We start from the raw sequence: 18,679 nt of genomic DNA, 5'->3' as shown, positions 1-18,679 counted from the left end.
GGCGAACCGGGTGCCCCAATCAATCGGCTCGGTTGCGCATCCAGTCGGCAGTTTCGAACAAGGAACGCTCCAGCCTGGCCTTCAGTTCGGCCGGCACCGCCTGGTCTTCCATCGCCTGGAACATGCAGGCCAGCCACTGGTCGCGTTCGACCTGGCCGATGGAGAACGGCAGGTGGCGGGCACGCAGCCGCGGGTGGCCGAAGCGTTCGATGTAGTGGCTGGGGCCGCCGAGCCAGCCGCAGAGGAACCAGAACAGCTTGTCGCGGGCGTCGTCCAGCGTGCTGCCATGCACTTCGCGCAACCGGGCAAAGCCGGGCTCGATGTCCATCAGGTCATAGAAGTGGTCCACCAGGGCGCGAACGCCGGGTTCGCCGCCGAGTTGCGTGAAAGGCGTGGCGGTGTCGGAGGAGTCTTCGGTCACGGTTCGAAAATCGCGGAGCGTCAGCTGGTCATGCGCGTTGCCACGGCAAGGATGGCCTGCGAGGCGGCGCTGCCGGGAAAGCATTCCAGCATCAATTGGCGCCGCCGCACGGCGTCGCGCACCGCGGCGTCCACCGGGATTTCGCCAACGAACTCCAGCTTCAGCGGCGCTTCGAGGCTGGGGGTGACATAGCGGTCCACCACCTGTTGCAACTGGCCGCGGATGGTGCGGCCTTCGCCGGTCTGGGTGACCTGGTTGACCAGCAGCTTCAGGTCGCGCCGGCCCTGGGTGGTGGCCAGCACCTTGATGGTGGCGTAGGCGTCGGTCAGCGAGGTGGGCTCGGGCGTGGCGACCACCAGCACCTCGTCGGCCAGCGAAACGGTGTAGAGCACCACGTCGGAAATGCCGGCGCCGGTGTCCAGCAGGATGCGGTCGAAGCGTGGGCGCATTTGCTGGATCACTTCGACCAGCTGGTCGCGCACTTCGGGCGTGAGCCGCGAGTATTCGACCATGCCGGAGCCGGCCAACAGCACGTGGAAGCCGCCGGGCGCCGCCATCACGGCTTCTTCGAGCTTGTGCTTGCCGGTGAAAACATCGTGCAGCGTGATCTTCGGGAACAGGTTCAGCACCACGTCGAGGTTGGCCAGGCCGAGGTCGGCGTCCAGCACCAGCACTTTCTCGCCGCGGCGCACCAGCGCAGCCGCCAGGTTGGCTGACACGAAGGTCTTGCCGACGCCGCCTTTGCCACTGGTGACGGCGGTGATGCGAGCGCGGCGGGTGCCGGTTGCGGTGGGTAGGTCACTCATGGGCGACGGGTGGGACGAAGGGGTGCTCATTCGAGGAACTCCCCTGGCACGGTGGTCCCGAACAGCAGGCCCTTCTCTTCGGCACTGACAGTGGACACAGGCGTGGGCTCCAGACAGGTTCGGTTGCGGCCTTCGGACTTGGCGCGGTAGAGCTGCAGGTCGGCACGTTCAGACCACAGCGCGGGCGTGGAACGCACCCATTGCGGCGCATACGCTCCGCCAACGCTGACGGTGATGCCAAGGCGCAGCGAGAGCCCGGCCGTGATGACCTTCTGCTCGATGCGCTGGCGTATCCGCTCGGCCACGGTCTGACCGAAGGCGGGCGGGCAATTGGGCAGGATGACGGCAAATTCCTCGCCGCCGATGCGGGCCGGCAAGTCCATCGGCCGCACGCATTCGGCCAGGCATTCGGCGACCGCTCGGATGACCTGGTCGCCGACGATGTGGCCGTGGTGATCGTTGACGCGCTTGAAGTGGTCAATGTCCAGCATCAGCAGCAGCGCCGGCTCGCCGGAGCGGGCCACGCGGTCAATCTCGCGGTTCAGCGCAGTCTCGAAGGCGCGGCGGTTGGCCAGGCCGGTGAGTGCGTCGCGGCTGGAGATCTCGCACAGGCCGTCGATCACCGCTTGCAGCCATGCGGCACTGCCCGGCGCGCCGGGCAAGGCGTCGCGGCCCGACTGCTGCAGCAACTGCAGCGCCCGGTCCAACTGCAGGGCAGCGGGGTCCGAGGGGGGGAGGGATTCGGGCAAAGCGCTCACGGAGTGTGAATTACTGCTGACACTGTGGAATTTCGAATCAGTCTAGCAGTGCGCTACCCACACCAACACGCCGAAAAAGGGATGCGAATGCCCGCCAACTCCCGCTGTCAGACGGGGGGCAATTTGCAAGACTGCCAGCCATCGCCACACCTGCGGCCATTCGTGCGGGGCAGCGGTACGCCACTCGTGGGCGGACCGCAGGCCGCACCCGCCACACAGAGACATCATGAACGCATCCCTTGAAGCACAGCGAAGCCCGGCCAGTGGCGAGACCGACCTCGGGGAGCAGGAGTTCACCTTTGCCTCAGCCGACTTCGAGCGGGTGCGCAAGCTGATCTACCAGCGGGCGGGCATCAGCCTGCACGAGGGCAAGCGGGCAATGGTCTACAGCCGGCTGTCGCGCCGGCTGCGCGAGACCGGCCACCGCAGCTTCAAGGACTACCTGCAGTGGCTGGAGAGTGCCACCGGCCCGTCCGGCGATGAGGAATGGCAGCAGTTCATCAACTGCCTGACCACCAACCTGACCTCGTTTTTCCGCGAGGAGCATCACTTCCATGCGCTGGCCGAGGCGCTGCGCACGATGAACGGCAAGGCGCCGCGCATCTGGTGCTGCGCGGCCTCGACCGGCGAAGAACCGTATTCCATCCTGATGACGCTGGCCGAATCGCTGGGCGAGCGCAGCGGCGCGCGCCTGACCGCCAGCGACATCGACACCAAGGTGCTGGCCACCGCCCGCCAGGGCGTGTATGCGGCCGATGCGCGCGGCCTCTCGCCCGAGCGGCTCAAGCGCCACTTCATGCGCGGCACTGGCGCCAACAGCGGCTTCATCCGCGTCAAGCCCGAGCTGGCGCAGATGGTCGAGTTCAAACCCTTCAACCTGATGACCCCGCGCTGGGCCATGGGCGAGCCGTTCGACATGGTGTTCTGCCGCAACGTGATGATCTATTTCGACCACGACACGCAGCGCAAGGTGCTGGAGCGCATCCACAGCGTGATGAAACCGGGCGGGCTGCTGTTTGTCGGCCACTCCGAGAACTTCACCGACGCGCGCGACCTGTTCACGCTGCGCGGCAAGACGATCTACCAGCATGTGTGACGCCTGCCGCGCTTGCAGCAGCACCCTTGCCTCCTCTGATTTTTGCGACTGACGGAACCCAGCCCATGGCCACTCTGCCCTCTGCTTCCCTCGCCGGTGCCCGCGGCATGCCGCCGCCGCCTTCCCTGCTGAGCGCCGGCATCGGTTCCAAGTCCAGCCGGCTGGAGCGGCTGAAGGCTGCGCCGCGCAAGCCGGGCGAAGCCTCGTTCTTCTTCTACGACGCGCACTTCAAGAACGAAGCCGTGAAGATCCTGCCGGGCGAATACTTCGTCGACAACGAAGACCTGCTGGTGATGACCACGCTGGGCTCCTGCATTGCCGCCTGCCTGTGGGACCGCAACGCCAAGGTGGGCGGCATGAACCACTTCATGCTGCCCGACGGTGCCGGCGACTCCGGCCGCTACGGCAGCTACGCGATGGAACTGCTGATCAACGAGATGATGAAGCGCGGCGCTTCGCGGCTGACGATGGAGGCCAAGGTCTTCGGCGGCGGCGCGGTGATCAGCGGCATGAACTCGATCAACGTCGGCGAGCGCAACACCAAGTTCGTCATCGACTTCCTCGCGACCGAGCGCATTCCCATCGTTTCCAAGGACGTGATGGACATCTACCCGCGCAAAGTCTGCTTCCTGCCCTACAGCGGCAAGGCCATGGTCAAGCGCCTGGCGCCGGCGAATGCCGAGGCGCTGGTGGCACAGGACCGCATGGCGGCGCAAAAAGCCGCACCGGCCACCACAGGCGGCGGCTCGGTCGACCTGTTCTGAACGACGCACGCACCCACAAGACAAGGCAGCAGGCCAACCCGAATGGCCGTTCCTGGAGACGATGAATGACAAAGACCCGAGTGGTGGTGGTAGACGATTCCGCCCTGGTGCGCAGCCTGCTCACCGAAATCATCAACCGCCAGACCGACATGGAATGCGTCGGCTCGGCGGCAGACCCGTTCGCCGCCCGCGAAATGATCCGCGCGCTGAACCCCGACGTCATCACGCTGGACGTGGAAATGCCGCGCATGGACGGGCTGGACTTCCTGTCCAAGCTGATGCGCCTGCGGCCGATGCCGGTGGTGATGGTTTCCACGCTGACCGAACGCGGCGCCGAGGTCACGCTGAAGGCGCTGGAACTGGGCGCGATCGACTTTGTCGCCAAGCCCAAGATCGGCATTGCCGACGGCCTGAAGCAACTCGCCGAAGAGATCACCGACAAAGTGCGCATCGCCGCCAAGGCCCACATCAAGCGCCTGGTGACACCGCCGCCTGCCGCCCCCGCCGGCGCGCTCGCCACAGGTGGTGCCGGCGCCCTGGCCGCTGCACCGCGCCCGCCTACGCCGCTGCTGGGCCGGCTGTCGACCGAGAAGCTGATCTTCATCGGCGCTTCCACCGGCGGCACCGAGGCCACCAAGGAAGTGCTGGTCAACCTGCCGCCGGACTCGCCGGCCGTGGTCATCACCCAGCACATGCCGCCCGGCTTCACGCGCAGCTACGCGGCGCGGCTGGACGGCCTGTGCAAGATCCGCGTCAAGGAAGCGGCGGACGGCGAACGCATCCTGCCCGGCCACGCCTACATCGCGCCCGGCGGCCTGCACCTCAGCGTCGAACGCTCAGGGGCCAACTACATCGCCCGCGTGCGCGACGGCGAGCCGGTCAACCGCCACAAGCCTTCGGTCGAAGTGCTGTTCGAATCGGCCGCCCGCGTCGTCGGCCAAAACGCCTTCGGCATCATGCTGACCGGCATGGGTGCCGACGGTGCCCGGGCCATGAAAACCATGCGCGACGCCGGCAGCTTCAACATCTGCCAGGACGAAGCCACCTGCGTGGTCTTCGGCATGCCCCGCGAAGCCATCAACCACGGAGCCGCCGACGAAATCCTGCCGCTGAACCAGATTGCCTCGCACTTGATGGACAAGCTGCGGCAGACGCACGGAGCGCTGCTTCACCGGGTCTAAGCGCTGGCAACTCGGGGCAGCCAGGTTCACCAGTCGGCGCTGCGTGACGGGCAGGCGGCCAGCAACGCTCCAAACTCGGGCCGTTGCTCGTAAGCCAGGTTGGTGTGTCGGGACGAGGCTAGGTGCGGTAGGGCGAACGAGGGCTGGAGCGTCCTGGAACGAAGCGTTATGTTGTTCCAGAGCAGGTGCCAAAGTTGGGGATACTCTTGGCAATGCGGTCGACGCTCCCTCACTTTTGCCTTTGAACATGACGAGTGCCTCTACCACTTCCGCGCCAGGCGCCCCCCTCGCCGCCAGTCTCCCTCGCTTGATCTGGGTCGGGCCGGGCACGCTGACCCCTCAAGGGATGACCCGTCTACCCGCTTTGATGGGCACCGAGGTGCTTCCGTTGGTGTCGCCAACACAGGCGCAAGGGCCGGCTTCTGGCTGGCTGGAAGGCTGGGACAAGCCTTGGTTGCGCAGCGGCTTGCGGCGGGCGCTGGTGGCCCATTTGCAAAGCTTGGTCGCATCGAACGCGGATGTGGTGGTGTCGACGACCCAAGGCGGTGAAGATTTCCATCAAGGCTTGGTTCAAGCTGCGGGTAACGCCGGCATGACGCAATGCCTGCTTGGCTGGCATGCGCCGCTGCAGCGCTTGGCGGCCCTGGCCTTGGATCGAAAATTTCTCGACACTGAACGCCCTGATGTGGTTGAGCAACTGATGCAGTTGCTGCGCCAGGATCGGCGAGCCCACCTGCGACTGTCGCGCGTGCTGGCGGGTCTGCGGGTTGGAGGATTGCCTCACCACATCCAGCCACTGGACGAGGTGTCAGCCTGGCCGAGACCTTTGCAAGGGCTGCGGCCCGGGCTGCAGGCGCTGCTGGCGCAAGAGGCGGAGTGGCGTACAAGGCTGGACCAGCCGCCGTCCTTCTTGCAGCCTGTCCTGCACAGCCAAGCCTCGCCCGACGGCAGTGTTCTGCATGTCATGACCAGCGAGCTCCCTCCTTTGTTGCACGAGGGTGACGAGTGGACGCTGGGGGGTTCTGTGGTGGTGCAGGGCCTGGGTGCGGAGTGGCGCCTGGTGATGCGCCAGGGCCGCCACTGGCGTCGCCTGACCTGGCATCAACCGTCACCCGCGCTTGCAGCACAGTTCCCCGGTGCGGCCAATGCGGCTGAAGCGCGCTTCAAGCCCGTCAATTTGCCAGCGCTACGCATGCAACCAACGCAATTGCTGCTGCGCCGCGACGAACCTCGGCCCGACTCAGTGACTGCGGCTGAGATTCAGTTCCAGCCTCTGGACCGAGACCGGATCCTGGGCATCTTTCTCGCACGCTGGTCCATCGGATACCGACCGCTGCCCAAGGTTGCCTGCACCTCCATCAAGGAGGTGCTTTTCCAACTTGTGGTGGGCGAGAAATTCAGCCCGGGTGTCAACGCGGGCGCGGCGCACGTGCACCAATACTTTGACATCCGTGAGCAGGACATCAGCCATGCTGGTTGGCGCTTTGTGGTGGTTCGGGATCCGATCAAGCGATTCTTGTCAGGTTTCAGCAACCGAGTGCTGCACCATAAAGAGCTGTCTCGCAGCTACGTCAGTCGTCAATCTGTAGATCCTCCGTTGAACATCGAAGAGTTCCCGTTTGACCCGAATGTGAATCAGTTCATCGCCAATTTTGAGTTCTACCGGCGCATTCCGTCGATCGATCATCACTTCCAGCCGATCAGCGAGTTCCTTGCCCCCTTGGCTTCATTTGACCGGGTCTACGCCTTTGAGGAATTGGATCAACTGTGCCGAGATTTGAGCGAACGCACGGGCCAATCGATCGCGTTGCCGCACACGCAGCGAGGGGGGCCCAAGATGTCCTTGGCATCCCTGACGCCGGAATCCATTGTCACCCTCAAGAAGATCTACGCTGAGGATTATCAATTGCTGGCCGATTTCTATACTCCACCTTGAGCATGGCCTGAAGTCAATGACGAGCTTCAATCCACCGTTTTTCATTCTTGGATGCGTGCGTTCGGGTACTACGCTTTTGCGCAACCTACTGCGTCAGCATCCCCATTTGGCCTGTCCGGAGGAAACCCATTTTTTCCGTTGGGCCGAGCCCTTTGGCGGGTCTGCCTTCGGTCGCATGCAGCGCAACAATGAAGTGCTGCAGCGGCACCGTCAAATCGACGGAATCTCTGAAGAAGAGTTTGAACAGATTTTGGAGCACGCGCACTCCAGGGCCGACTTGTGCGAGCGCTACATGCAAATCTATGTGGCGCGCAACAAACCGGCCGCGAGCCGCTGGTTCGACAAGACACCTCAGAACGTCTATGGTGCCGCCTTGATTGCCAGTAGCATGCCGTCCGTGCGCTTTGTCCACATCGTGCGCAACCCGGTCAATGTCGTGGCCAGCTTGCGCATCGGCGCGGTCATCAAGGTCAAGCGCTTGATGGGTGCATGCAACTACTGGACAGAAGCCATCGAAATCATCAGCCTGCTCCGCCAAGCCTGTCCTGAGCGATTGCTTGAACTGCGCTATGAAGACCTGACGACACAACCGGAGGCGGCCCTTAAGCGAGTCTTGGACTTTGTTGGCGAGCCCTTTGACCCTGCATGGTTTGCCGGCACCGCGTTGAAGCTAAGCAGCCACCAGGACAGTGACGTATTGAACGACGCTGAGCTGCTACGGGTGCGCAATCGCTGCAGCGCCGGAATGCGGCACTACGGCTATTTGTGACACAACAAGGGGAACTTCAGATGCAGAGTATGCGGCTCTACGTCATCAATTTGGAACGGGCGACCGACCGGCGCGCGTCCGTGGAAGGACAGTTGGGCAGACTCGCACCCTTGACCGAGTTCATACCGGCTTGCGACGGACATGCGGTAGATTTTTCCATTGAAACATACGCCGACTTGCTGGCGCCCGACTTGCGTGGCGGGACCTTCAAGCCTGGTGCGTTTGCTTGTTTTTTGAGCCACGCCATGGCCTGGGAGCGGATCGGGAGTGGCGCAGAACCTTATGGCTTGGTGCTAGAGGACGATATCGTCTTGAACGAGTCCGGAATTGCAAATTTCCCGTTGCTGGCAGTTCCACCTGATGCTGATGTCGTGTTTGTCAATAGCCGCATGCATAAGTTGGCGATCGCTGCAGAATGGTTGCCTGATTACAGCGCAATAGCCAACGCCGATCGCTGGATGGACCGAACCATGGAGCAGAATACTCGACCTTTGCCAGACATACCAACGTTCTATCGGGTTGCAACCGTTTTGGAGAGGCTCTTCTCTGCGAATTATTACGGGGACAGCTTCTTTGCAACAGGCGGCGATGGCTATTTGATCTCAAAAGCTGGGGCTCGACGCCTGACGGCGATGTTGCATTCGCGCAAGATTCGCATGGGGGTGGACTATGCGATGGTGCTGCACGGATTGACGCCTGACTTTGTTCAGAATGCAACAAAAAGTCAACTTGAGATAATGCCAACGTTTTGCAGAAACTTCGTGCTTCGGGAGCGCGCGTGGTTGGCTCGAAATGATGCACAAGCCATGGGCTTGCAGACCTACATATACACGCCTCAGTGGCTGGTCAAGACTGATTTGCAGACGAATTTCCCCAGCACAATTCAGCACAATATTACGGCCAAAATTGGTTTGGCTTAAGTAATCCCTCAGCAACCCTCTCAATCTATGCCGGGTGTTGCACTTCAGACTTGAGACGGCCCCCTGAAAGCATTGCTGCAAGTTGGTGCGGCCCTCGTAAGCTTGTGGTGCACACATGAGCCGCCTTGCGCCGCCTCAGAGAAACAGGCTCTGCAGGTCGCTGAGAAAGTCGAAGCCCAGAGGGGTTGGCCGTAGAAGTGTGCCCGTCTCGGTCTGCACCTGCTCCAGCAGACCTTTGGCCTTGGCCTGCTGCAAGCCAGCGGCGATGGCTGACGGGGGCAGGCCGGTGCGCTCGCTGAACAGCGCGGGCTCGAAGCCGTGGCGCAGGCGCAGCAGGTTCAGCATGAACTCGAAGGGCAGCGCCTTGCGGCTGACCTCTTCTTCGTTCGACACCGCGCGGCCGGCCAGCGCTTCGCGCATGTAGGCCGCCGGCTCACGCCACTTCACCTGGCGCACGACACGGTGCGGAAAGCTGAGCTTGCCGTGGGCGCCGGCGCCCAGGCCGAGGTAGTCGCCGAACTGCCAGTAGTTCAGGTTGTGTGTGCAGCGGTGGCCGGGACGGGCGTAGGCCGAGACTTCGTAGCGGTCCATGCCGGCGGCGGCCAGTGTGTCGGTCACCTGGTCCAGCATCGCCGCGCTGGTGTCGTCGTCCGGCAGCACCGGCGGGCGGCTGGCAAAGACGGTGTTCGGTTCCAGCGTCAGGTGATAGAGCGACAGGTGCGGCGGGTTGAACTGCAGCGCGGTGCGCAGGTCGGCCGCCAGTTCGGCCTGCGTCTGGCCGGGCAACGCATACATCAGGTCGAGGTTGAAGGTGTCGAAGGTGGCCGCGGCTTCCTCGGCTGCGGCCAGCGCCTGCGCGCTGTCGTGCACCCGGCCCAGGGCCTTCAGCTTCTCGTCATTGAAACTCTGCACACCGATGGACAAACGCGTGACGCCAGCCTGATGGAAAGCGCGGAAGCGGTCCTTCTCGAAGGTGCCAGGATTGGCCTCCATCGTGATCTCGCAGCCGGGCTGCAGCGGCAGCAACTGGCGCAGGTCGCTCAGCAGGCGGGCAATGGCTTCGGGCGAAAACAGGCTGGGCGTGCCGCCGCCAATGAAGATGGAATGCACGCTGCGGCCCCAGACCAGCGGCAGGCTGGCTTCGAGGTCGGCACGCAAGGCATTCAGGTACTGGGCTTCGGGGAAGTCGCGTGCACTTGCGCTGCCGTCGCTTTTGAACTCGTGGGAATTGAAGTCGCAGTAAGGGCACTTCTTCAGGCACCACGGCAGGTGCACGTAGATGGACAGCGGCGGCGGCGCGCCGAGCTGCAGCGTGCCGGGGCGAAGAAAGCGCTGTGCGGCGCTGGCGCCGTCGGGCACAGGCCCCTGGCTTTCCGCGGACTTGATCGGCGGCAAGGACATGGCAAGCTCAGCCCGGTTGCCAGGCGCTGCGCATCAGCGCCAGCATCTGCTCGGCGGCCAGCGCACGGTGGCTGTGGGCATTCTTGACGCTTGCGTCCAGCGTGGCCACGCTGCGGCCCAGCGCCGGGATGAACATCAGCGGGTCATAGCCAAAACCGCCCTCGCCCTGCGGCGTGTCCAGGATTTCGCCTTCCCAGCGGCCGAAGGCGATCAGCGGCTCGGGGTCATCGGCCGAGCGCAGTGCGACCAGCGCGCAGACGAAGCGGGCGCGGCGTCCGGTCACGCTGTGCAGGCGCTGCAGCAGCAACTGGTTGTTCGCAGCGTCCTGCAAGGCGCGCAGTGTCTCGCGCTCGGTGCCAGGCGGCACGCTCAACGGCGCAAAGACGGCGCTCTGCACGCCGGGGCGGCCGCCCAGCGCGTCGACGCACAGGCCGGAATCATCGGAGATGGCCGCACACCCGGTCGCCGCAGCCGCATGGCGCGCCTTGGCCAGTGCGTTTTCGACGAAGGTGTGATGCGGCTCCTCGGCCTCGCTCACGCCCAGTGAGCCCTGGGTGACCAGTTCGATCGCCAGCGGCGAGAACAGGCCACTGAGCTCCTTCAGTTTCTTCGCATTGTTGGATGCCAACACCAGTCGCATGCCGCGCTCCTCTGCCTAGCGCTCAGCACTTGGCCAGCGGCGCCGCCAGCGCGGCCTGCTGCAGGCGCACCAGCTCGGCGATGCCGTCGCCGGCCAGCTGCATCAGCTGGTCCATCTCGGCGCGGCTGAAGGCAGCGCCTTCGGCCGTGCCCTGGATCTCGACGAAGCCGCCCACGCCGGTCATCACGACGTTCATGTCGGTGTCGCAGGCCGAGTCTTCGACGTATTCCAGGTCCAGCAGCGGCGTGCCTTCGACGATGCCAACCGAGATCGCAGCGACCGCGGTGCGGATTGGCGAAGTCGCCAGCTTGCCCTGGGCCAGCAGCACGTTGACGGCGTCTTGCGCGGCGACAAAGGCGCCAGTGATGGCCGCCGTGCGGGTGCCGCCGTCAGCTTGAAGCACGTCGCAGTCCAGCGTGATGGTGCGTTCGCCCAGTGCCTTCAGGTCGAACACGCAGCGCAGCGAACGGCCGATCAGGCGCTGGATTTCCTGCGTGCGACCGCTCTGCTTGCCACGTGCGGCTTCGCGGTCGCTGCGGGTGTGGGTGGCGCGCGGCAGCATGCCGTATTCGGCTGTCACCCAGCCCTCGCCGCTGCCGCGCTTGTGCGGCGGCACACGCTCTTCGACCGATGCGGTGCACAGCACCTGCGTGCGGCCGAACTCGATCAGCACCGAGCCTTCGGCATGGCAGGTGAAGCCGCGGGTGATGCGCACGGGGCGCAGTGCATTGGCGGCGCGGCCGCTGGAACGTTCGTAGCTCATGGGCAAAAACCTGTCGGAGAAAACAAAAAGCCGCCGCCGGCAAGCGACGGCAGCGGCGTGCAGTGTGGCCCGGCCTCAGCGCGGCTTGCGCGATGAACGCTGGATGGCCTCGTTGATCTCGCGGATCGAGCGTTCGATCTCGGCTTCATCAAGGTCGCCGGTGTTGCTGTCGCTGAGGGTGGCCTGGATGGTCGAGGCAAACACGTCTTCGCCCAGCGAACGCGTGGAGATGCCCACCGTGGTGTCGCGGTCTTCCACCGCCTCCCATTCGACCGCCAGCGCAGTGACATTGTCACCATGCGTGCCGCCATTGCGCAGCGCCTGCTCGACCATCTCGGGCACGGCATCCTGCAAGGGCCGGTTGCTCAGGATGTTGACGATCTCGTCGTCGGTCACGGTGCTCCACAGCCCGTCCGAGCAGACGACGATGCGGTCGCCCGGCTGCAGCATGATGGGACCGGCGGTGTCGACCACCGGCTTGCCAGGACTGCCCAGGCAGGTGAACAGCACCGAGCGGTTGAATCGCGCGTCGATCGGCACCACGTGGGCCAGCGTTTCCTGCAGCTCGGTGTAGGAATGGTCGCGGGTGCGCTGCATCAGCTTGCCGCCGCGCACCAGGTAGAGCCGCGAGTCGCCGCAGTGCGCCCAGTAAGCCGCATTGCCCTGGATCACGCAGGCGACGACCGTGGTACGCGGCGTGTCGACAAGCGAACGTTCGGTCGCGTAGCGCAGCAACTGGTGATGGCCGGCCAGCAATGCGTCCTGCAGGAAGCGCAGCGGGTTCTTCAGCGAAGGCTTGGCCTCGCGCTGGAAGGCGGCAGCCAGGGTCTGCAGCGCGAGCTGCGAGGCCACTTCCCCTTCGGGGTGGCCGCCCATGCCATCGGCCAGAGCAAACAGCCCGGAATCCCGCGTGTAGCAGTAGCCCATGCGGTCTTCGTTCTTCTCGCGGCCTCCCTTGCGGCTGATCTGGTAGACAGAAAAGCGCATCGGGCTTCCGGATCCTGTGTAGACGCTGCGGCTCACGGTCTGGCACCGGTCTTGAGGTTTTCAATCTGCAGCTTCAGCCTTTCGGTGAAGCCCAGCGAGGTGTAGCGGCGCTCGGTCTCACGCGAGAGCTCTTTCTGCAGCGAGAACACGCTTTGCGGGCGCGACAGCGGGTCCAGCGACATGCACCATTCGGTCACCTCGATGAGGTTGTCGGAATAGGTGTTGCGCATGCGCGAGAGCGACAGCGGCAGGCGGTCCTTGTCGATGCGCTGCGGCGCGTCATTGGGCGGATAGCCCTGCATGCAGGCGTAGATGCAGGCGCCAATCGCATAGATGTCGGTCCACGGACCCAGCGAGCCGTCGCGGCGGTACATCTCGGGCGCGGCAAAGCCGGGCGTGTACATCGGCCGGATGAAGTTGCCTTCCTTCGAAAGCACTTCGCGCGCGGCGCCAAAGTCCAGCAGTACCGCCTTGTTGTCGTTGGTGATGAAGATGTTGGCCGGCTTGATGTCCAGGTGCAGCATCTTGTGCTGGTGCACGATGCGCAGGCCGCGCAGGATCTCGTCGAACAGGCTGCGGATGGTGGACTCGCGGAACACCTTCTCGCGCTTCAGGTCGCGCGCGGTGACGATGAAGTCCTGCAGCGTGTCGCCCTGCAGGTAGTTCATCACCATGTACACGGTTTCGTTTTCGCGGAAGAAATTCAGCACCGAAACCACGCTGGGGTGCGAGATCTGCGCCAGCGAGCGGCCTTCTTCGAAGAAGCTCTTCAGGCCCAGCCGGTAGAGCGGCTGCTTCTCGGGTTTGACACGCGGAATGAGCTCACCCACTGCGCGTTCGGCGAGCGAAGCAGGCAGGTATTCCTTCAGGGCCACCAGGTGGCGGCTGTCGTCTTCGGCGAGGTAAACCACGCCAAAGCCGCCGGCCGCCAGCTTCTTGATGATCTGGTAGCCACCAACCACGGTGCCCGCGGGCAACGGGGAGGGCTTGGGCTTTGACATAATCGGGGTTTTGCTTCCTGCAAAAGCTTCATGGCAGTTTACAGCATGACCGGCTTCGCTAGCGCGAGTGCCAGCCCGGTGTCAGACCTCGAAACCGCCCTACCCGGCATCACCGTGGAGATCCGCACGGTCAACAGCCGTTTCCTGGACATTGCTTTTCGATTACCGGACGAATTGCGCCAACTGGAGCCCGCGATGCGCGAGCTCCTGGTGGCCGGTTTGCGCCGAGGCAAGGTGGAATTGCGCGCCGCGCAAGGCCGCGCTGCCGAAGAAGGCTTGCCTCAGCCCAGCCCCGAACAGTTGAACCGGCTCAGCCGGCTCGAAACCTCGGTCCAGGCCTGGTTGCCCAAGGCGCCACCGCTGTCCGTGCACGAGGCCTTGCAGTGGTGCCGCGGCGCCGGCAGCAGCGCCCCCGGCCCGGCCCGGCTGGACGAGTTGGCCCTGCAGGCCGCCCGCGCCGCCATCGAAAGCCTGAAGGACGCCCGCGCTCGTGAAGGCGACCGGCTGGTCGCCATCCTGATGGAGCGCATCGTCAAGCTGCGCGGGCTGGCCGCCCAGGCCGGCCCGCTGGTGCCTGCGGTCGTCCAGAAGCAGCAGCAGCGCTTCCTGGAGCGCTGGACCGAAGCGCTGGCCGCCGCCGACAGCAGCACCGGCGGCAACGCCAGCGTGTCGGCAGAGTCAGCCCGCGACCGGGCGCTGAACGAGGCGGCTGCGTTTGCGATCCGCATCGACGTGGCCGAAGAGCTCTCGCGCCTGAACGCCCACCTGGACGAGATCGAGCGCCTGCTCAAAGCCGGAGGCGAACTCGGCAAGCGACTGGACTTCCTGATCCAGGAACTGCACCGCGAAGCCAACACGCTGGGCGCCAAGTCCGCAGCGCTGGAACTGACCGGCATCTCGGTGGAAATGAAGGTGCTGATAGAGCAGATGCGCGAGCAGGTGCAAAACATCGAGTGAGGTTTCGGGGGGTCCCAGGCGATCCCCAGAAACCAGCTAACCACCGCGCAGCGATCGAACGCGGCATCGACGTTGCAGCAGCCAAGCAGGCGGAGAAGGCACTGTTGCTGGAAGTGCCCACGGTGCAGCGGCTGGGCGAAGTCTGGTTCGCAAAGTACATCCAGCCGCGCTACAAATATCCGGACGTCGTGGCCCGCGTGCTGCGCAAGCACATCAATCCCGTCATTGGGCCGCTCGCGCCGCTCGACGTGAAGCCAGCCCATGTCGACCGCGTGCTGACCCGAATCGTTGCGAACGGTGCGCCGACCGTGGCAAACGATGCCCTTCGCTACATGAGCCGAATGTTCCGGATGGCTGCGCGTAACCACTGGATCGAACGAAATCCGGCCGCCGACTTCGACTCAGTGGATGCCGGTGGCGACGAGGTCTCACGCGACCGCTGGCTGACCATGGAAGAACTGCAGCAGCTCGCCCGAGCAATGCGGACAACGCCGAATTTCGGCCGCGAGAATGAACTGGCCATCTGGCTGCTCCTCGCGATGTGTGTTCGCAAGATGGAGTTGCTATCGGCTCGCTGGGACGCCTTCGATCTCGACGCGGGTGTCTGGACACTCGCCAAGGAGAGCACAAAGACCCGCTCTTCAATCCTCATTCCCCTGGCGGAACCAGTCATCGCATGGCTCAAGGAGGCCAGAGTCTTTTCATTCGGCAAGCCCTACGTCTTTCCCGCCCGCCGGCTCGTCCGTTCGCGCTTGGGAGTGGCTCGCAGGAATCGATACGAGCACGTCGGACCCGACACCCTCAACGTCGCGCTCCAGCGCCTGAAGATTCTCGACATCGAGCACTTCACCGTGCACGACATGCGCCGTACCGCGCGGACGCATCTGGCCAAGCTCGGCGTCGACCGTTTCGTCGCAGAGCGCTCGCTCAACCACAAGCTGGGCAACGTCGAAGGCATTTACGACCGGCACGACTACTTTGCCGAGCGCGCCACTGCGTTGGGCGCCTGGGCCGAGCTGCTTGCGGACGTCGAAAGTGGAAAGGTGCTTGCCAGTCCGCCCGCTGCTCCCCGCACAGCGACGAGAAAGGCCAAACCCGTGGGCATGGTGACGGGTGGTTGACTCGCCCAGCGATTCAAGCAGCGAAGCTGTCTTCGGCACTTCTACATTGCCGGTGGGTCAATATTGGATCGGCGCCGACACGCGCGCAGCGGATGCAAGGCAAGCCACCTCGGCCATGCGCAAGACCGGTGAGCCATGAGGCCAAAGCCCCTCGCCGATTGAAATCCGCATCACTTGAACAAAAGTAATGCGGATATTAAACTTCCCCCATGAACCAGTCTGGCCACATCCTCGAACTTGCCAGGCACCGGCGTGTGCTACGGGCAGCGGATGTGCGCGAGCACGGCTGGTCACCGCAGCTTCTGATCCGACTGCACCAGGCCGGCAAGCTGCAACGATTCGCCCGCGGCCTGTACGGGCTGCCCGACGCCGAAGCCACCGAGCACCAGACGCTGATCGAGGTTTGCCAGCGCGTGCCAAAGGCCGTGCTCTGCCTGCTGAGCGCGCTGCAAATCCACGAGATCGGCACGCAGCTGCCGCACGAAGTGTGGATCGCACTGCCCGAGGCGACACAGACCCCGGCGCTGAGCTACCCTCCGCTGCGCATCGCACGCCTGCGCGGTGCCGCGTACAGCGACGGTATCCAGACCGTGGCCGACCAGGGCGCACCCATCCGCGTGTACAGCGCCGCCAAGACGGTGACCGACTGCTTCAAGTTCCGCAACAAGATTGGCCTGGATGTGGCGCTGGAGGCGCTGAAGGATGCTTGGCGCAGCCGCAAGGTCAGCATGGCCGAGCTGAGCCGCTTCGCCAGGATCAACCGCGTCGAGCGCGTCATGCAGCCCTACCTGGAGGCGGTGACGCAATGAGCGCAGCGCCGGGCCGCCCCAAGCAAGCTCGCACTGCAGCCCGCGAGGGCGGAGGTCACACATCCTCCAGCCACCTCTCCGCATCCATCCTGGCTCGACTTCTGACCCTCGCCAAACAGCGCGGCGACGACTACAGCCTGCTGCTCAACCGATTCGGCATGGAGCGCCTGCTGGCGCGCGTCAGCGTGTCTGCACATGCCGACCGCTTCCTGCTCAAGGGCGCCCTGCTCTTTGCGCTGCGGTACGACACGCCGCACCGCTCGACTCGGGATGCCGACTTGCTGGGCTTTGGCCCGGACGATGAGGCGAACCTGATCGCCACTTTCAGGGAAGTCGCTGCCATGGACCTGGGCGACGGCATTGTGTTTGACCCTGACTCGGTGAAGGCGGATGCCATTCGCGAAAACAACACCTACGGCGGCACCCGCATCAAGCTGGTGGCACGTATCGGCTCCGCACGCTGCGCGCTGCAGATCGATGTGGGCTTCGGTGATGCCGTGACGCCAGGGCCACAGACGGTGGCCTATCCCACCCTGCTGGGTGACTTCCCGGCTCCCACGCTGCGGGTCTATCCGGTGTACACCGTGATTGCAGAGAAGTACCAGGCCATGGTGATGCTGGGGCAAGCGAACAGCCGCATGAAGGACTTCTTCGACCTCGCGGTGATCGCACGGCGCACAGAACTGGATGGCGCCACGCTGGCCGCAGCCATCGCCGCCACCTTTTTGCGGAGGCAGACCGCGCTGCCCACTGAGCAGCCCTTGGCTCTGACCAAGCAGTTCAGCGAAGACACTGCCAAGCTGCGCCAGTGGCAGGCCTTCCTGAGCAAGAACCGCATCGAAGCCGCCAGCCTGGGTGACACCGTGGGGCGGCTGGATGACCTGCTGTGGCCGCCAACGGAGGTCGCCGCTGCTGGCAGTCAGGCGACGGCCACATGGCGCCCAGAAGCCCTGCGCTGGGTCTAGCCCCACCCGCAACGGCTTCGGGCGGCATCGCTGCGGTGCGCGGTCTGCTCACGGATGAGCCATGCGGGCAGCGATGCCATCGCCGCCGTGGTCACGTAGCCTGCGCGAAGGCTGTGACCTGAGAATTCCTCCGGCTCAGGCCCGTGGCCTTGGCTGCGCGTTTGACGATCAAGGCCTGACTGCGCTGACTGCGATGACCGCCGGAACAAGAGGCCTCACCGATAGGCGGCGACGCTCCGCTGCCTGCAACGCTGAAACCATGGCGCGAAGCACCGCGCCCCCGATCCCAGCGCTGCGACGCCGAGCGCTCCAAGCATCGTCGGGCCGGCACCGACCGCCAGATGCTTCGCTGCCAGTGACAGCGCCTGTGGCACGACCTGCTTGGGATCCGCGATGTCAGGCCAACCCGGCTGGGCAATCGTGGACAGCACGACCGCAGGGGGAAGGAAGGCCAGGAAGAGCAGACCCACGCCAGCCAGCAGGCATCCACAGATGGCTGCCCCTGGTCCACGCACAGCAAGAACGAACTGGTGGTAGTCCGCTCCGGTGCAGACGAGCGGGCCCACGCCAATGGCGATCGTGAAGGTCTGCGCTACGCCAAGCGACGGCAAGGCCCGAGCGAATGCCGGCAATGATCCGACGTAGAGGTCAACACCGCCGCTCGTGACCAGTGCGAACAAGAGGACCATCGCGCCGGCCGCGAGGCAACCGGCGAAGACAACAGAAGCCGCGCGCAACTCGACGCGAGACGCCGCGAAGATCAGCGCAATGGCGGCGGCATGTGCTGGCACGGCGCTGACACCCAACAGGCGGATGATGGCGACCGCGCCATGGATCTGCGCGGCCAGCACGCCCGCCATCCAGACGACAGAAAGCAGTGCGACCAGCCGTCGCACTCGCTCCCCGCACTGACCTCCAAGCAGATCCCACACCGGACGACCCGCCCGCCACAGCCGGCCTGCGACAGCAGCCATCGCAATCATCCCCAGCCCAGTCGCAACGCCATAGACCGCACCCGCCATGCCAAATCGCAGGGCGTATTCGCCCGAACCGAACAGGCCAGTGCCGTAACTGGCCGAGATCAGGAGTGCGCCGACCTGGAGCGCCCCCAACGTCCGCGCCGTCACCGCGCCCGCCCCCCGCTGCCACGAGGCCACCGCCCGCTCGGGACCCAAAAATAGGCCCCCCACACACACGCGCGGCTGAAGCCCGGCGGGTACTGCGTCATCGTGGACCACGCCGCCACCGCCGGGCTGGGCACGAGCGACGCGCAGTCGCTGCATCGCCGCTCCTTGCTCCAGTCGCGGGCTTCTTTCAATCGTGTCCCATTGGCCAGCAAGCTGCTGAAATACCGCCCACGGCACGATGACGGCCACGCTCACGA

19 protein-coding genes are annotated in these 18,679 nt (G+C 64.7%); 10 read left to right on the top strand and 9 right to left on the bottom strand.

All coding sequences use genetic code 11. The annotated features are described in order from the left end of the window. Positions 1-19 precede the first annotated feature (19 nt). The 3 genes from ACAH41_RS06605 to ACAH41_RS06595 are packed head-to-tail and all read right to left on the bottom strand — an operon-like array spanning position 20 to position 1,985. Entirely contained in the window at positions 20-421 is a 402-nt protein-coding gene (locus ACAH41_RS06605; RefSeq protein WP_325648488.1) for a group II truncated hemoglobin, read from the bottom strand. A 20-nt stretch (positions 422-441) separates the two neighbouring features. Then, positions 442-1,257: a MinD/ParA family protein gene (locus tag ACAH41_RS06600; RefSeq protein WP_370538224.1), complete on the bottom strand. Its 816-nt coding sequence runs from the start codon at positions 1,255-1,257 to the stop codon at positions 442-444. Further along, positions 1,254-1,985 carry a GGDEF domain-containing protein gene (locus ACAH41_RS06595; RefSeq protein ID WP_370538223.1) on the bottom strand — a complete coding sequence of 244 codons (732 nt, stop codon included), beginning with the start codon at positions 1,983-1,985 and terminating at the stop codon, positions 1,254-1,256. Before ACAH41_RS06595 ends, ACAH41_RS06600 begins: the two co-directional genes overlap by 4 nt. Positions 1,986-2,211: 226 nt before the next feature. Here ACAH41_RS06595 and ACAH41_RS06590 point away from each other — a divergent pair, with 226 nt between their 5' ends. From ACAH41_RS06590 to ACAH41_RS06565, 6 genes are all read left to right on the top strand, one after another. Then, the gene (locus ACAH41_RS06590) at positions 2,212-3,081 is read left to right on the top strand and encodes a CheR family methyltransferase (RefSeq protein WP_325648492.1); all 870 of its coding nucleotides are present in this window, start codon (positions 2,212-2,214) and stop codon (positions 3,079-3,081) included. Between the two features lie 107 nt (positions 3,082-3,188). Further along, entirely contained in the window at positions 3,189-3,845 is a 657-nt protein-coding gene (gene cheD / locus ACAH41_RS06585) for a chemoreceptor glutamine deamidase CheD (RefSeq protein WP_325648739.1), read from the top strand. Positions 3,846-3,910: 65 nt separating this feature from the next. Beyond that, positions 3,911-5,026, top strand: coding sequence for a chemotaxis response regulator protein-glutamate methylesterase (locus ACAH41_RS06580; RefSeq protein ID WP_325648494.1), 1,116 nt, complete (start codon positions 3,911-3,913; stop codon positions 5,024-5,026). A 367-nt stretch (positions 5,027-5,393) separates the two neighbouring features. After that, entirely contained in the window at positions 5,394-6,962 is a 1,569-nt protein-coding gene (locus ACAH41_RS06575; RefSeq protein ID WP_325648496.1) for a sulfotransferase family 2 domain-containing protein, read from the top strand. 16 nt (positions 6,963-6,978) lie between these two features. Then, positions 6,979-7,731: a sulfotransferase gene (locus ACAH41_RS06570; protein ID WP_325648497.1), complete on the top strand. Its 753-nt coding sequence runs from the start codon at positions 6,979-6,981 to the stop codon at positions 7,729-7,731. A gap of 20 nt (positions 7,732-7,751) precedes the next feature. After that, on the top strand, positions 7,752-8,651 hold the full coding sequence (locus tag ACAH41_RS06565; RefSeq protein WP_370538222.1) for a glycosyltransferase family 25 protein: 900 nt from the start codon (positions 7,752-7,754) through the stop codon (positions 8,649-8,651). A 135-nt stretch (positions 8,652-8,786) separates the two neighbouring features. Here ACAH41_RS06565 and hemW read toward each other — a convergent pair whose 3' ends face one another. The 5 genes from hemW to ACAH41_RS06540 all read right to left on the bottom strand — a co-directional run bounded on the left by hemW (position 8,787) and on the right by ACAH41_RS06540 (position 13,443). After that, positions 8,787-10,052: a radical SAM family heme chaperone HemW gene (gene hemW / locus ACAH41_RS06560; RefSeq protein WP_325648500.1), complete on the bottom strand. Its 1,266-nt coding sequence runs from the start codon at positions 10,050-10,052 to the stop codon at positions 8,787-8,789. Between the two features lie 7 nt (positions 10,053-10,059). Beyond that, the gene (locus ACAH41_RS06555) at positions 10,060-10,692 is read right to left on the bottom strand and encodes a non-canonical purine NTP pyrophosphatase (RefSeq protein ID WP_325648502.1); all 633 of its coding nucleotides are present in this window, start codon (positions 10,690-10,692) and stop codon (positions 10,060-10,062) included. A 22-nt stretch (positions 10,693-10,714) separates the two neighbouring features. Continuing rightward, positions 10,715-11,455, bottom strand: a complete 741-nt coding sequence (rph, locus tag ACAH41_RS06550) for a ribonuclease PH (RefSeq protein ID WP_325648503.1) — start codon at positions 11,453-11,455, stop codon at positions 10,715-10,717. A gap of 75 nt (positions 11,456-11,530) precedes the next feature. Continuing rightward, a complete protein-coding gene (locus ACAH41_RS06545) occupies positions 11,531-12,442 on the bottom strand; it encodes a PP2C family serine/threonine-protein phosphatase (RefSeq protein WP_141288371.1) in 912 nt (303 codons plus the stop codon). A gap of 32 nt (positions 12,443-12,474) precedes the next feature. Next, positions 12,475-13,443: a serine/threonine-protein kinase gene (locus tag ACAH41_RS06540; RefSeq protein ID WP_325648504.1), complete on the bottom strand. Its 969-nt coding sequence runs from the start codon at positions 13,441-13,443 to the stop codon at positions 12,475-12,477. Between the two features lie 45 nt (positions 13,444-13,488). Here ACAH41_RS06540 and ACAH41_RS06535 point away from each other — a divergent pair, with 45 nt between their 5' ends. From ACAH41_RS06535 to ACAH41_RS06520, 4 genes are all read left to right on the top strand, one after another. Further along, entirely contained in the window at positions 13,489-14,400 is a 912-nt protein-coding gene (locus tag ACAH41_RS06535; protein WP_325648506.1) for a YicC/YloC family endoribonuclease, read from the top strand. Between the two features lie 113 nt (positions 14,401-14,513). Further along, complete coding sequence (locus ACAH41_RS06530) at positions 14,514-15,521, top strand: site-specific integrase (RefSeq protein WP_325648740.1); 1,008 nt, start codon at positions 14,514-14,516, stop codon at positions 15,519-15,521. A 209-nt stretch (positions 15,522-15,730) separates the two neighbouring features. Further along, positions 15,731-16,330, top strand: coding sequence for a type IV toxin-antitoxin system AbiEi family antitoxin domain-containing protein (locus tag ACAH41_RS06525; protein WP_325648507.1), 600 nt, complete (start codon positions 15,731-15,733; stop codon positions 16,328-16,330). Continuing rightward, positions 16,228-17,295, top strand: coding sequence for a nucleotidyl transferase AbiEii/AbiGii toxin family protein (locus tag ACAH41_RS06520; RefSeq protein ID WP_325648509.1), 1,068 nt, complete (start codon positions 16,228-16,230; stop codon positions 17,293-17,295). Before ACAH41_RS06525 ends, ACAH41_RS06520 begins: the two co-directional genes overlap by 103 nt. A gap of 215 nt (positions 17,296-17,510) precedes the next feature. Here ACAH41_RS06520 and ACAH41_RS06515 read toward each other — a convergent pair whose 3' ends face one another. Further along, a complete protein-coding gene (locus ACAH41_RS06515; protein ID WP_325648511.1) occupies positions 17,511-18,677 on the bottom strand; it encodes a hypothetical protein in 1,167 nt (388 codons plus the stop codon). Positions 18,678-18,679: the final 2 nt, after the last annotated feature.

The sequence above is a fragment of the Ideonella sp. genome (assembly GCF_041287625.1).
Lineage (GTDB): Bacteria > Pseudomonadota > Gammaproteobacteria > Burkholderiales > Burkholderiaceae_C > Ideonella.
The sequence above is the reverse complement of the archived record's forward strand: the minus strand, read 5'-3'. Positions and strand labels throughout refer to the sequence as shown.